Genomic DNA, 14,582 nt, shown 5'->3' with positions numbered 1-14,582 from the left:
CCCAAAACTTAGAAATTAAGTCAGTATGCTAGAAAATCACACCTACCTAATCAAACTTACATTGATTGTAGTTATCTGCAACTCATATTTTTTTTCCTTTGCTGACGAATCAACAAACTTTATTCACCTAAGTGCTGAGGTGAACAGACAACAAACCAATGCAAGAAATGTAATCGAGGATTCTTTAGGCTATTTATGGCTTAATTCTGACAAAGGCATTCTTCGGTTTGACGGGTATGATTATAAGGCCTATTCCTTTTCAAATGTGATGGGAAACAATGCAAGCCCTTCAAGTATTCTAAGCATTGCACAAGACAATAAGAATCGAATTTGGTGTGCTTCGAAAAAAGGTCGTATATCCAGACTTTTACCATCCGGGAAATTTATGCCTCATCATTCGAATTTAAACAACTTAGAAGAACATCAAAGTTTTGAATCATCGAGTATTGGTAAATCAAGATTTTGGCTAGGTAGCAATTTGGGTACTGTGATAGGAAAATCCTTATCTGATTCGACATATGTAGTATTTGATATCAACTCTCAAAACGAAACGATAACATCTATTTCGGAAGGTTTAAACAATTCCATTTGGTTTAGCACTGGTCATGGACGAGTATTTAAAGGGAATACTCTATCTATGAAGATAGAGGAAATTCAGGTTCCTTTTAATCAATCATCAAACACAATTATTTTAACTACAGACTTAGCCGGAAATTTATGGATCGGTACTGAACTCGACGGTCTCTATTTCTATAATAGCACAAGTCGAACTTTCGAACAATTCCATAAAAATGCAGAAGCTTCACATTTCATTCCTACAAATATGATTTACCGAATTTTTCGGGATAGCAAAGGTCTTATTTGGGCTGGGACTGATGGTGGTGGGCTTTGTCAGATTAATCCCAAAACAAAAAAAGTAAAAATATACGAACACTCTAAAACGAATAAATTCTCTCTTCAAAGTAATACCGTAATTGGATTTGGAGAAACAAAGAATTCTGATATCTGGATCTTCACAAATTACGGAAATATCAATATTCTACCTAACGAATCGTCTACAATAGGTTATTATAGTGGAAGCTTATCAGGAACACCAACACGTATTTTGTCCATATTAAATTGTAAAGATGGAAGTCTTTGGCTAGGTACTGATGGTGAAGGTATAAGCCTTATTAACAAAGAAGGTAAAGCCGTAAAACAATTTATCGCCAATTCTAAATCAAGTAGAGGCCTAAATGGAAATTACATTCAGGCAATGGTTGAAGATGAAAATAAAAACAAATGGATAGGAACATATCTCAATGGGCTAAGTTATTATAGCAACAAAACCAATCAGTTTAAATCGATACAAATAAAAAATGAAGAAGGACAAATTGCAACTGATGTCAGGTCTCTATATATCGATATAAAAAATCGAATTTGGGTTGGTACCAACTTAGGCATCTTTGTTTTTTCCGGAGCCAATAAGCAAATTGCTTTTTTCCCCAATAATAGTAAGGGGCTAAGTGGAAGTATTGCAGAAGTATTTATCGAGGATGAAAGCAAGCAATTGTGGGTAGGAATGTATCAGGGTGGCATTTGCTTATTCAATGAAAATAAAGTATTAAAGAACTCAAATTTCACGACTTACAAATTATCAAAGTCTAATGATCAAATGGAAAATAGTGTCATGCATGGAGCTACTGATCTCAATGGCAATCTATACCTACTTAACTCATACTCCAAACTGATAAAGTTTAATACAAAAAATAAACAAGCCGAACCGATTGAAGGGTTCAGCATAGAAGATCTACATGGATGTATAGCAATTGCTTTAGCTGATAGTAATAATATATGGGTATCAAAAACAGGCGGTATTTCCCACTTAGATCTGAATACAAAACAGGTATACTCTTATACATGGAAAAATGGAGCCTTAAAAGAAAGATACCTGTCTGGTAGTTCCGGTGTGGATAAAAGAGGAAGACTTTATTTTGGTGGTGTTGAAGGAGTTAACTTCTTCCATCCAAATTTAATGAAGACAACAAAAAAACAATTTCAATTAAGAATTAATCATTTAGAAATCCTAAATCGAGATGCCAATGAGATTATTCCCAAACAATTAACTGAAGGAATAGAACAATTAAAATCTATAAAACTAAATCACAAACAAACCTCATTCTCCTTTCGATTTTCAGTTATTAACGATCATCTTGATCCCAATTACATTTATGCATACCGCCTAAAAGGATTTGATAAAAATTGGATTACCACAGAACAAAATAGAATAGCAACTTATACCAATATCCCATACGGAGATTACACATTTGAGGTTAAAGCCAGCAGTAAAAGAGATCTGTGGGATATCGAACCTAGAACAATGCAAGTAATTGTTTTGTCACCTTTATGGCAAAGATGGTGGGCCTATTTATTCTATGGTTTTGCCATAATAATTGCTCTCTTTTTCATCATTCGCTATTCAATCATGTGGGCTAAGCTTAAAAAGAAGCTCATGTTAGAAGAATGGCAAAATGAGAAAAACAGCGAATTATATGCCATGAAAATGAATTTCTTTGCAAAAATGTCTCACGAAATTCAAACTCCCCTGACTCTTATAATGGCTCCCATTGAAAGTATGATAGAAAGAGCCGAAGGAAACCTTCTTTTGAAACAAAGACTAAACGTTATTCATAACAATGCAAAACGTTTATCTCGAATAGCTCTGGAACTGATGACCGTGAGAAATAGAGAGCTGGGAAAATTGCAATTACGAACGAGTAAAAACAATATATCAAAGCATTGTGAAACAATAGCACTTTCTTTTACAGAACAAGCTCGATTTAAACATATCGACTTTTCCTTTGAATCGGAACAAGATGATATTATTCTTTGGTACGATAAAGATAAGCTTGAACATGTTATATATAACCTACTGGCCAATGCATTTAAATTCACACCACGAGAAGGTCAGATTCAATTTAAAATCTCAAGTAACTATGAGCATTTCTTTCTAAACATATCTGATTCAGGAATAGGAATTAATGAAGAAAATCTGAAACACATATTTGATATGTTTTACCAATCGAAAGAAGGAAAGGCCGTTGGAGGAACTGGAATTGGGCTTGCCCTTACCAAAGAGCTCATTACTTTGCACAAGGGTGAGATAAATGTTGTTTCATCTGTAAACACAGGAACTAAATTTAGTCTTAAACTTCCTTTAGGCTGTGAACATCTTAACGCTGATGAAATCATAAACAGGCCAATCATAAATGAACTTGTGCCATCAAACAATTCAAATAAAGAAGATCTATACATACCAAGCATTAATCCTAACAGCAAAATTAAACTCCTAATAGTTGAAGACAATTACGAAATGTTGCTTTTGCTGAAAGATACATTTAGTTCATTCTATAATGTATTCACAGCAGAAAATGGTAAGGAAGCTCTGGCAGCTCTGCAAGAAACAACACCTGACCTTATTATTAGTGATGTTATGATGCCAATAATGGACGGTATTTCTCTTTGCAAAGAATTAAAGAAAACTAAAACAACCCGTCATATTCCAATCATCCTGTTAACCGCTCGAAACACGACTCAATCAAAGCTTGATGGATTAAAATATGGAGCCATTGAATACATTAACAAGCCATTCAATGTAAAAGAATTAACCCTTAAGGTCAATAATATTCTTGAAGCCAAAAAACAAATTATAGAACAATACCGTTCTGAGATTCTAACAAGTAACAAGGAAATTGAGGTAGAATCTCCTGATGAAAAATTTATTGAAGCCATTCTATTAGAAATCGAAAACAACTTTGAGGATCCAGAATTTCGTTTAGAGGAATTAGCTGAACCATTACACATGAGCTATTCGAATATCTACAGAAAATTTCAGTCCTTAACGGATAAAACGCTTGTTGATTTTGTAAGAACATTTCGTTTACAAAAAGCTGTTCCTCTGCTCATTAATCACAATTTCACTATTTCAGAAATTGCCTTTAATGTCGGATTTAATGATCCTAAATATTTTTCGAGATGTTTTAAAAAAGAATACGGAAAAACTCCAAAACAATACAAACAAGAACATGACCAGACAAAAAAAATACAAACCATTAAAGCATCTTAATGAGTAATTTTTTTCATCAATATAAATTCCTTATTCTGATACTTCTGTCTTTTCTTTTTGCCATTGCATTTGTAACTGGCTTAAACGGAATCGATCAGACTACATCTACCGATAAATATTGCATGTCCTGCCATGTTCATACACATGCCGAAAATTCATGGTTACAGGCATCTCATCACAACAATAAAAGTGGTGTTGTAGTTCATTGTGTAGACTGTCACTTACCGCCCAAAAACCAAAGTAATTATTGGCCTGAAAAAATAAAGGCTGGTTCCAGAGATTTATATTCCTATTACTTTAAGGATATTGATGAAATTAATTGGGATGAAAAATCGCTATTAGAGCATGCAAAAAAGCATGTATTCAATGAATCCTGCATCAATTGCCATGCAAATCTTTTTCCACTGCATCTTTCCAAAGAAGGAGACAAAGCACATTTGTATTACAAACACAATAAAGACAAGTTAGATTGTATCAACTGTCATTTAAATGTTGGTCATGGTGGTGAACAAACACACAAAGCCAATTATTCCTTTTCTAAATCAGAAACCAACAAACAAATATTTACTGAACCAACCAGTATTCAGGAATTCTCAAATTTTAATGAGCAAATTCCAAATACTACTGTTTCCTTTGACATGATTGCAATTCCTGATAATAAGGCACAAAATATCAATGCTTTCTTTATTGGTAAACTTGAGGTGACTTGGGACGAATACAAAGCCTTTCTTCGTGAAACTGAATCAGAAGGAAGACTAGTGAATGAAAATCAGGGAATCGATGCAATAACTGGAGCTACGCCACCATTTGGTGACCCTTCGCAAGCTTGGGGAATGGGAAAAAGGCCAGCAATTACAATGACGTGGCATGCTGCAAATACCTATTGCAAATGGCTTTCACAAAAAATCGGAAAAATTTATCGTTTACCAACAGCCAAAGAATGGGAATACGCTAGCGGAACAAATGAAAATGATGACTTCTTCTTTGGCGGCAATGCATCTGATTATAAAGACAAAAACTTCATTTTAAATCTGTTTAAAAAGCCAAGTGAGAAAATCAATAATTACGTGATTTGGAAAAAAAATAGCATTGGAAAAACAGGACTCCCAGAAGAAGTTTTACCCAATAAATTTGGCATTGTAAACATGCTCGGTAACGTGCGTGAATTCTGTCAGGATACGATAAAAGTCAACAATAAACTTGAATACATCTTAAAAGGAGGCTCATTTAAAAGTACAATTAATGAACTCCTTCTAAGCCATAAAGATCATACCCAACATGATGTTTGGATGGTAAGCGATCCTCAAATTCCAAAAAGCATTTGGTGGTATTCCGATTGCAACGACGTTGGCTTCAGAATTGTATGCGAATGGTCGCAAATGGATACGAATAGCAGTATAAAATAACATTCAATTTAAGATCAGACAATTATGAATAGCAAAGATTACGAAAACAGCCGAAGAAAATTTTTACTTAACGCAGCTGCTGCAGGAATAGTAGGTGCTATTGGCTTAAATTCCATATTCACTTCTTGTCAATCCAGTAAGAAAAGAGAATATGCTTTTCCTCCAATGCTAGAAAAAGCTCCCGATGGTCCTTTGCTAAAAGCTGGTATTGTTGGTTGTGGTTATCGCGGAACTGGTGCCGCCTTAAACTTTTTAAATTCTGGGCCTAATGTAGAAATTGTTGCCTTAGCTGATGTTTTTCAAGATCGTGTTGATGCATGCCGCCAAGAAATAAAAAATCAGAAAGGTTTTGATATTGCTCCAGATCAATGTTTCTCTGGAATCAATTCGTTTGAAAAACTCATGAATTGCGATGTTGATGTGGTAATCCTAGCCACTCCACCACATTTTCGTCCACAGCACTTTGAAGCTTGTGTAAAAGCAAAAAAGCATGTCTTTATGGAAAAGCCTGTTGCAGTAGATCCAGTAGGAGTTCGTTCTGTTATGGTTTCTGCCGAAAAGGCCAAAATGTTAGGCTTATCCGTTGTAACGGGAACAATTAAGCGTCATCAGCAAGATTATATTGAAACTTTTAAACAGGTTAATGAGGGAGCAATTGGCGAGATTGTTTCCGCTAACAGTTATTACAATGTAGGCAAACTTTGGCATCGAAATCCACGTGCCGATTGGTCTGAACTGGAAAATATGATTAGAAACTGGGTCAATTGGTGTTGGCTTTCGGGAGATCACATCGTAGAACAACATGTTCACAATTTAGATACCGTAAACTGGTTTGTAGGAAAACATCCTGAGAAAGCGATAGGTTTTGGAGCTCGACAACAAAGAGTTACTGGCGATCAATACGATCATTTTAGTGTCGATTTTGTTTACGATAAGGATATTCATTACCACAGCATGTGTCGCCAAATTAATGATTGCAGCAACAATACATCTGATCGAATTCAAGGTACAAAAGGATCTACCAATTGTGAAAACACCATATATAATTTAGATGGTTCTGTAAATTGGAGCTATCAATATCCAAAAGCTGGTACTGGTAAAAACATCAGTAGGTTAAGTACGAATCCTTACGATCAGGAACATATTGATTTGGTTACAGCAATTCGCACAGGGAATCCAATCAATGAAGCATTTCAAGTTGCAGAATCAACCCTAACAGGAATTATGGGCAGAATATCCGCCTATACAGGAAAAGAAGTAAGTTGGGAAGAAATGATGAACTCTGATTTGTATCTGGGACCGAAATCTTATACTATTGGACCTGTAGCTATTTCAAAAGATGTTCCTAAACCAGGAAAATCACCATCTATTTAATCCAATTTTCCAGAATAAATAAGACTTTTCGCTGCCATAGATCAATCCTAAGCCAATTACATGATCCTACATGCAGGTTGCTGAACCTAAAGTTTTTTTAGTGTTGCCCATTGAGGTGCAAAACTCTTTTCTCCAAATTTGCCGAACTCACAAAGAATTTCTTTATCAGTACTGCTAATGACAGTACCTTCTCCATATTTTGGATGTCTTATTTTCATGCCCTTCTTCCAAGGGCTATCATTAGATTCCTGAGGATCTTCAAACTTTTTAATTGTAATTTCTGGCTTTGTATTTTCAATACGGTCAATAAGTGTCGAAGGAATAGCATTGAGAAAATAAGATGGTCCTTCCTCAGCATTCCAAGCTGAACTTTGGCTGTGCCAAGCTATTTCCATATTATTTTTAGCACGAGTGAGGGCAACAAAAAGTAGACGCTTTTCTTCTTGCAAATGATTTGGACCTGCTTTTTTTCTATTCAAAGGAATCAAACCGGTATTGGCTCCACTCAAAAAAACATGATCAAATTCCAGACCTTTTGCAGCATGAATAGTTAATAAACGAACGCCCTCTTGACTCTTCTTTATACCTGTATTAATTTGGAAATGCCCCTCTAAACTCACTTGTCCCATTGCAGCCTGATAAGCTTCGATATTATTTCCAAAACTCTGTTTTTGTATGTAAAGATCCAACTCCTGTATAGCTTGTTTCACTTGACACACATTCTCGGTGTAATGAACGGAAATGGGTTTTAGGACCTCATCTAAATTCAAATAGCCGTATAGATCAAACTGCCTACTTGTTTTTAATAGTTGATCTTGAAAATCCAATAAAGAATTCGCCAATTTAATATGAGTGGTTTCTTTAGGATATTTAAATTTCAAAAATTCAGTGAAGGCTTCTAGCTTGCTATTAAAGGTTTTCTCATTACTGAATTTATTATATGCATTCAGTAAAGCTTTTCCATTTTTAAGACAACCAAAATCACTTGATGTGAAAACGGATAGAATACTATCCATGTCGTTGGCTTGCAAACCAGCTAAAAGAACCTTCTTTAGCCAAAATAGAGCAGGATAATCCTTAAGACTACTTTTGCTTATAACTTCGAAAGGAATATCTTCTTTCGAAAAAATAGACTCGAAGAGATTTATTTGTTGGCGTGTACGAAATAGAATAGCAATTTGCTCCCATGCTGTACCACTTGAATGCAAGCTTTTAAATTGACTGGCATAATAAAAGGCTTCCTGATTATCGTCAAAATGATTCACCAAACGCAGTTTATTTCCAGCCGTTCGAGTTGCTTGCAAATCATTTCGCTCATCGTTTAACAGGCAAGCGGCAGCACTTAATAGCTGTCCTGAACTTCTATAATTCAAAGGCAAACGCATCATACGACAGCTTGTGTCTGTAATATAGCTTTCAAAAATTTGCTCGGTACTGCCACGCCAGGCATAAATACTTTGATTGGGATCACCCACTGCAAAGAAGGAGCTATCTTTTACAGAGAGGTAATTTAAGAGCTGAACTTGTTCAGGATTGCAATCCTGGAACTCATCTACAATCACCCATTTAGCTTCAAGCGAGCATTCTTGTTTTAAAAGCCAATTAACGATGGAAATTAAGTCATCAAAATCCATCAGATTGTTAGCTTGTTTTTCTTTTCGCGATATTTCCAGAAGTTGAGGAAGATCATCTTCATTTTTCATATTGGCGTAAAGAATCTGTTTCTCGTTACGATATAACTTTAATCGCTGATCCAGTTTATTATGGTACTTAACATCAAGCTCATGTGTGTGAATTAAACGAAGCAGAAACTCTTCTTTAGCTTCCTTATCCATTATCGAAAAGGATGGTGTAAATCCCAATTCACTTAATTGAGGATGCTCCTTTATTAGTTGACGGGCTACCGAATGGAAAGTGCCAAAATAGCGTAGATCTTCTGACTGTATGCCTTCTGATTCCTCGTAAAAAGATAGTATGCGTTCCCTAATTTCACGAGCAGCTTTATTCGTAAACGTGAGCACTACCATTTCTGAAAGTGGTATGGCTTTGATAAAGTGCAAATAGAGAATCTTATGCGTAAGAACCGTAGTTTTTCCACTTCCCACCATAGCACTTAGCAACACTTTACGATCCTCAGAGAATACTGCCTGCAACTGATAGTTGTTAAGTGTTTTAAGAGCCTGACCTAATTTCGAATTCCTAGCATATACCTCTTTAATTTTATGAGCATAGTTTTCTTGAGGTTCTGTAAAACGCTCCTTAGGAATAACAAGACTCTGCTGAGGCACATCTTGAGCCTCAAAGGCAGAAATGGGATCAAATTCATTGCCTTCAAACTCGGTACTCCTTAGCTTTCTATGTAGACGTTTTAAACTCACCCGTTCAATTATGAATTAGTAATTATCAATTAATAATTTTGATTTATAAAAAAGGCACTTGAGTAAAATATGGATTTTTAAATTTTGTACTTTAACCTTTATCCTTGTAACTAATTATTCAAATAGCCTTTCCCATTGCTCATGATGCGTTGCAACTTTAATTGATTTTTGATATTAAGCTCACTATCATCAACACGCAAGTGTAATTCGAAGTTCTCGGGTAAGTGTATTAGTTTAGCCAACTCCGCTTTTAGCCCTTTAACAACTTCCGGTTTTTGAGCCAATTTAAGATTACTTTCTGCTAAAAAAAGAATAAGATCATTCCCTTTTATTTCAAAAGCCGAAGCATGTTTTAGGAAACGAGCTCCAAAATGTTCCTCCTTCTCAAACCGACTTAATAGTTCTTGCCACTGATCTTTTACTTGTTTCCACTCCATCTTTTTGGAATTTGTTGATGGTGAAGCCGGCAACTTGTCAAGTTGAATATTTTTGGGAATAGGCAATTCCTTATAGAAAGATCGCAAAGCCCAAAGAATAAGTTCCTTATCAATGCGATGATCGCCAACACAAGCAGGACAGCCTTCTTTGCAGGAACAATCTTTAACCAATTGCCCAGCATTTTTAATAATTTCTCCAATAAACTCAAAAGCTTTTTCAGAGAAGCCCAAACCTCCAGGGTATTCATCGAAGAGAATAATGGCATGCTTGTGAACAGGCGAATCAGGGTGTGCAAATCCGAAGACAGCCCCGCCTAAATCTGAATGAGTAGCCATAACGCGCATTGAAGCTGCAGCTTTTAAGCAATGAATTAAGCCTTCAGTATAATCGAAATGTGGTACTTTTTTGTCTTCCGAATCCTTCGATTGAGGATCGAGACTTGGGGCTTTTCCCGTTGCCACAAATACCTGAACCACATTATCTGGTATTTGAATCCAACAAGCTTCCGTTTCCATTTGTGTTTCAAGAATTTGCGACAATGCTTCATAACCTAAGTTCTGGTGCGTATTGAATTGAACCATCTTATAGCCAGAAACCAAAACGCTAACACGAACATCACCAAAACAACTATAGATACGCTTGTCTTCCTGCTGATCATGCTCCATTAGAATATCAATATTACCCGGTTTGTGAGGCTCAGTATAATAATTGGAATCAACTTCTCTAACCCAAGCGGTTTTACCTTCCAAATCCAAATCGAGACTTTTATACTGCACACTATCATGCAAATAAATCGCACCCGGATAAAATTCTTTTTTAGCTTGTATCAGATCAACGGTAGTTATGGTACAGTCTTTCTCTTTGTCTACAATTTTAATCGTGTCACTAGTCATGTTTCGCAGACTAATTTCATGAGCAGGTGAGAGTTGGCCACTCCACTGGTATTGGGCATGATGTTCGCTTAATTCTCCTTCTTTTTGTAGCAAAGGAATAATTTCTCCCAGATCGGGAAAAGTTGCTATATCGTCAATGGTTAAAGGCAACTCAGCAGAAGCCGCACGAATATGAGCCAATTGAATGTATAGATTGTTCTTATCAATTACAGCATTTTCAGATGCAGATTTCAATAGCCAATCAGGATTCATACCCACATATTGGTCCATTGGTTTTTCTTTGAGCATAAGAAGTGCGTGCGCTTTATTGCCCTTTCGACCAGCACGGCCCAATTGCTGCCAAAAGCTAGCACGTGTACCTGGAAAGCCTCCCATCACAACCATATCCAAAGCTCCAATATCAATACCTAATTCAAGAGCAGAAGTCGAAACAACGCCATAAACGCTTCCTTCTACCAAATCTTTTTCTATTCGTTCACGCTCTAAAGGCGTATAACCTCCACGGTAAGCCGATATTTTATCGGACATATCAGGACCAAGCTTAAGCGGATCATGAGCAAGTATATCTCGACATTCTTTCGTCACAACCTCTGTTTCCCTGCGCGAAATACAAAAGGTGATTACTCTCACCATATTGCCAATTAAGTTCGGCAATAATTCTTTCAGCTCTTCGGTAACAGACCGTTTACGTTGTGCTTTTTTAATGTACTCAGGTTGCCAAAAGTAGATTTCTTTTTCCGGAGCAGGAGAGCCATCTTTGTCAATAAGTTCAAAGGGCTGATGGCAGATATTTTCAGCCAGTTCTGCAGGGTTGGCGATTGTTGCAGAACTGCAAAGAAAGTGAGGTGTGTTACCATGGTAATTGCAAATGCGCAACAAGCGACGCATCACATTAGAAACCTGCGATCCAAAAGCACCTCGGTAAGCATGTAGCTCATCGATTACCAGATAATCCAGATTGGCAAATAGATGTGGAAAGCCATAGCGATTGTGATTGGGCAAAAATGTTGCGTTAATCATATCGGGATTGGTAAGAATAATATTAGCCTCCTGACGAATACGGCTGCGTTCAGCTGCTGGCGTATCTCCATCATAAATACCAGCTTGTATGCGATGCTTGCCAAAAAATTCTACAAAGTCAACAATGTTTCGTAATTGATCTTTGGTTAGTGCTTTGGTAGGGTAAATGAAAATAGCACGTCGGCTAGGATTTTCAAGTATGCGCTGAATAACAGGCAAATAAAAAGATAAGGATTTACCACTTGCCGTACCCGTAGTGATAACAATATTTTTACCCTGCATAGCTCGTTTGTACATTTCAGCTTGGTGGGAGTATAGCTGATCATACCCCATCTCATGGAGACATTCCTGAAGTTCAGGATTCATATCCGAAGGAATAGGAACATATTGTGCTTTTCGTGCAGCTATTTTTCGACTAGATAAGATTCGATCACCAAAACTTTCTAGTATTTGTTCTATTGTTTGCATAGGCTTTTTCTGAACCGACAAAGTTAAGAAGCTTATAAGAAAGTCAAGGGAGAAAAGTCAAAGAAGTTAAAAGTGAGCAAAAAAACATTAACTAAACTAACTTGAACACTCCTCATTTACTGAGCATTATCCCGTGCAACATAGTACTAAGTTGATGAATACCAATACCCAAATCTTCTTCACCTTGAACTTTATTTCTTCTAGTGCTGAAAAATAATAAATAGTCTTAGTAGCTATTCATTTTTACTCTTTTCCTGTTTCGATTCTTAAAAATCCTTAATTCACTTTCTCTTTTTTGAATTCTCTTTTCGGCTTTATTAAAAAATACTACCTTTAGTGCTCTTGAATAAATAACACTAAAATTTAACGGAGGAATATAATAATGAGCAAAGAAATTTTAAGCCTAGAGCCTAAAGCAATTTGGGAGAATTTTTATTCATTAACTCAAATTCCTCGTCCATCAAAGCATGAAGATGAGATCCAGGCATTCATGGTGAAGTTTGGTGAAGACTTAGGTCTTGAGACAATTAAAGATGAAGTAGGAAACATCATTATTAAGAAGCCTGCTACTCCGGGAATGGAAGATAGAATGGGTGTTATCATGCAAGGTCACCTTGATATGGTTCCTCAGAAGAACTCTGACACAGAGCATGATTTTGAGAAAGACCCTATTGAAACTTTTGTAGACGGTGAGTGGTTGACTGCTAATGGAACAACTCTTGGTGCTGATAATGGTATGGGTGTTGCTGCTGCAATGGCTGTTCTTCAAGCTACTGATATGGTTCACGGACCAGTTGAGGCTTTATTTACTTCTGATGAGGAAACTGGGATGACTGGTGCTTTTGGTCTTCAGCCAGGTGTTCTTGATGGTGATATTCTTTTGAATATGGACTCAGAGGACGAAGGTGAATTATATGTAGGTTGTGCTGGTGGTATTGATGCTAACGTAACTTTCAAAAATAAATTAACTGATACGCCTAAGGAAACTGCTGCTTTCAAATTGAACATGAAAGGTCTTAAAGGCGGTCACTCAGGAATGGAGATTATCTTAGGTAGAGGAAACTCTAACAAATTACTTTTCCGTTTCTTGAAGCATGCTGCTAAGAATTTCGGTTTACGTCTTTCTTCTGTTGATGGAGGTTCTTTACGTAATGCTATTCCACGTGAGTCATTCGCAGTTGTAACGATTCCAGAAAGATATACTGAGAAATTCCTTGCTGGAGTTGCAGAGTACGAAGCAATTTACAAAGCAGAATTATCAGCTGTTGAGCCAGATTTAGCATTCTTTGCTGAGCCAACTGAAGCTCCTAAAACAGTTTTCAAAAACAAGAGCCAGAAGAACTTAATCGATGCTATTTACGCATGTCCTAATGGCGTAATCCGTATGAGTGATGCGATGCCAGGTTTGGTTGAAACTTCAAATAACCTTGCTCGTGTTTATAGCGATGATAAAAAAATCATTATTCAGTCTTTAATGCGTTCTTCAGTGAACTCTGCAAAAGAAGATTTAGCTGAAATGTTGACTTCTGTATTTACTTTAGCAGGTGCTAAGATTGTATTGGAAGGTGAGTATCCAGGATGGAAGCCAAATATGGACTCTCCAATCTTGAAAACAATGCAAGAAGTTTATAACAACAAGTATGGTAAGATTCCTGAGATCAAAGCAATTCACGCTGGTCTTGAGTGTGGTTTATTAGGTGCTAATTACCCACATTGGGATATGATTTCTTTCGGACCAACGATTCGTTTCCCTCACTCTCCGGATGAGAAAGTGAAGATCGATACTGTTCAGAAATTTTGGGATTTCACTGTAGAAACTCTTAAGAATGTACCTGTAAAATAATATAATCAGATACTGATTTGTAAGGAACGTACGAAAGTGCGTTCCTTTTTTTATGGGGTTTCCTTTCAGGTCGGGCTTTTGTTTCAACTCCTCGCTCGTTCCTCACTGTGGGGTTTTCACTCCAATCCCTAACCCAATGGTTGCGATTTAATAAATTACAACTTACGATACCTTCCTAAAATCAAATAAATCACCAAATAGAAAATCACACCAATTAGTACTGCAAACACCATGGAACCCAATGCAAATTGCAGGTAATTTTCACCCAAAGTACTGAGACTCATCAAATCAGGAACTTCTTTCTGAAACTCACCTTTCAAAACAAGTGCACCTGTTTGATATCCAGCAATAAAAATCAGAGGAATTAATGGCGGAATACTGCTGATATTGACAGTAATTAAAGCGAGAACCTTATTTAATCTCAAAAGCAATGCTAATGAGATGGCAAGTGCCGTTTGAAAACCCCAGGCAGGCGAAAATGCAAGAAAAACACCCAAAGCTAAAGATAAAGCTATCGTTGCGTTGGAATTATCAACACAAGTAATTTCAGCAACAATTACTTTCCTAACTTTGCTTATACTAAATCGATCCAACACCCTCTTGTAATTCATCCCTTGATTTTCTAGCGAGTAAAAACGACTCACTGTTCATTGTTAA

Annotated in this window: 7 protein-coding genes; 4 read left to right on the top strand and 3 right to left on the bottom strand. The window is 36.6% G+C overall.

From position 1 onward, the window contains the following. Positions 1–25: 25 nt before the first annotated feature. From L3049_RS12315 to L3049_RS12305, 3 genes are read left to right on the top strand one after another with little or no spacing between them, the layout of a single operon-like run. Complete coding sequence (locus L3049_RS12315; RefSeq protein ID WP_275110120.1) at positions 26–4,105, top strand: hybrid sensor histidine kinase/response regulator transcription factor; 4,080 nt, start codon at positions 26–28, stop codon at positions 4,103–4,105. Then, positions 4,105–5,511 (top strand): NapC/NirT family cytochrome c, encoded by a 1,407-nt coding sequence (locus L3049_RS12310; protein ID WP_275110119.1) that lies wholly within the window; start codon positions 4,105–4,107, stop codon positions 5,509–5,511. The genes L3049_RS12315 and L3049_RS12310 overlap by 1 nt, the downstream gene beginning before the upstream one ends. 24 nt (positions 5,512–5,535) lie before the next feature. Continuing rightward, a complete protein-coding gene (locus tag L3049_RS12305) occupies positions 5,536–6,885 on the top strand; it encodes a Gfo/Idh/MocA family protein (protein WP_275110118.1) in 1,350 nt (449 codons plus the stop codon). 86 nt (positions 6,886–6,971) lie between these two features. Here L3049_RS12305 and L3049_RS12300 read toward each other — a convergent pair whose 3' ends face one another. Then, the gene (locus L3049_RS12300) at positions 6,972–9,263 is read right to left on the bottom strand and encodes an ATP-dependent helicase (protein ID WP_275110117.1); all 2,292 of its coding nucleotides are present in this window, start codon (positions 9,261–9,263) and stop codon (positions 6,972–6,974) included. 110 nt (positions 9,264–9,373) lie between these two features. Further along, positions 9,374–12,082, bottom strand: a complete 2,709-nt coding sequence (locus tag L3049_RS12295; protein WP_275110116.1) for a DEAD/DEAH box helicase — start codon at positions 12,080–12,082, stop codon at positions 9,374–9,376. A gap of 382 nt (positions 12,083–12,464) precedes the next feature. Here L3049_RS12295 and L3049_RS12290 point away from each other — a divergent pair, with 382 nt between their 5' ends. Next, positions 12,465–13,925: an aminoacyl-histidine dipeptidase gene (locus tag L3049_RS12290; RefSeq protein ID WP_275110115.1), complete on the top strand. Its 1,461-nt coding sequence runs from the start codon at positions 12,465–12,467 to the stop codon at positions 13,923–13,925. Between the two features lie 155 nt (positions 13,926–14,080). Here L3049_RS12290 and L3049_RS12285 read toward each other — a convergent pair whose 3' ends face one another. Next, a complete protein-coding gene (locus tag L3049_RS12285) occupies positions 14,081–14,536 on the bottom strand; it encodes a DUF2062 domain-containing protein (protein WP_275110114.1) in 456 nt (151 codons plus the stop codon). Positions 14,537–14,582 lie beyond the last annotated feature (46 nt).

Origin of the sequence: Labilibaculum sp. DW002 (assembly GCF_029029525.1) — a bacterium.
Classification (GTDB): domain Bacteria; phylum Bacteroidota; class Bacteroidia; order Bacteroidales; family Marinifilaceae; genus Paralabilibaculum; species Paralabilibaculum antarcticum.
The sequence above is the reverse complement of the archived record's forward strand: the minus strand, read 5'-3'. Positions and strand labels throughout refer to the sequence as shown.

Bases quoted from the DNA above. Each gene is read 5' to 3' on its own strand.
- L3049_RS12295 (WP_275110116.1), bottom strand. From the start codon at position 12,082: ATGCAAACAATAGAACAAATACTAGAAAGTTTTGGTGATCGAATCTTA.
- L3049_RS12310 (WP_275110119.1), top strand. From the start codon at position 4,105: ATGAGTAATTTTTTTCATCAATATAAATTCCTTATTCTGATACTTCTG.
- L3049_RS12315 (WP_275110120.1), top strand. From the start codon at position 26: ATGCTAGAAAATCACACCTACCTAATCAAACTTACATTGATTGTAGTT.
- L3049_RS12285 (WP_275110114.1), bottom strand. From the start codon at position 14,536: ATGAATTACAAGAGGGTGTTGGATCGATTTAGTATAAGCAAAGTTAGG.
- L3049_RS12290 (WP_275110115.1), top strand. From the start codon at position 12,465: ATGAGCAAAGAAATTTTAAGCCTAGAGCCTAAAGCAATTTGGGAGAAT.
- L3049_RS12305 (WP_275110118.1), top strand. From the start codon at position 5,536: ATGAATAGCAAAGATTACGAAAACAGCCGAAGAAAATTTTTACTTAAC.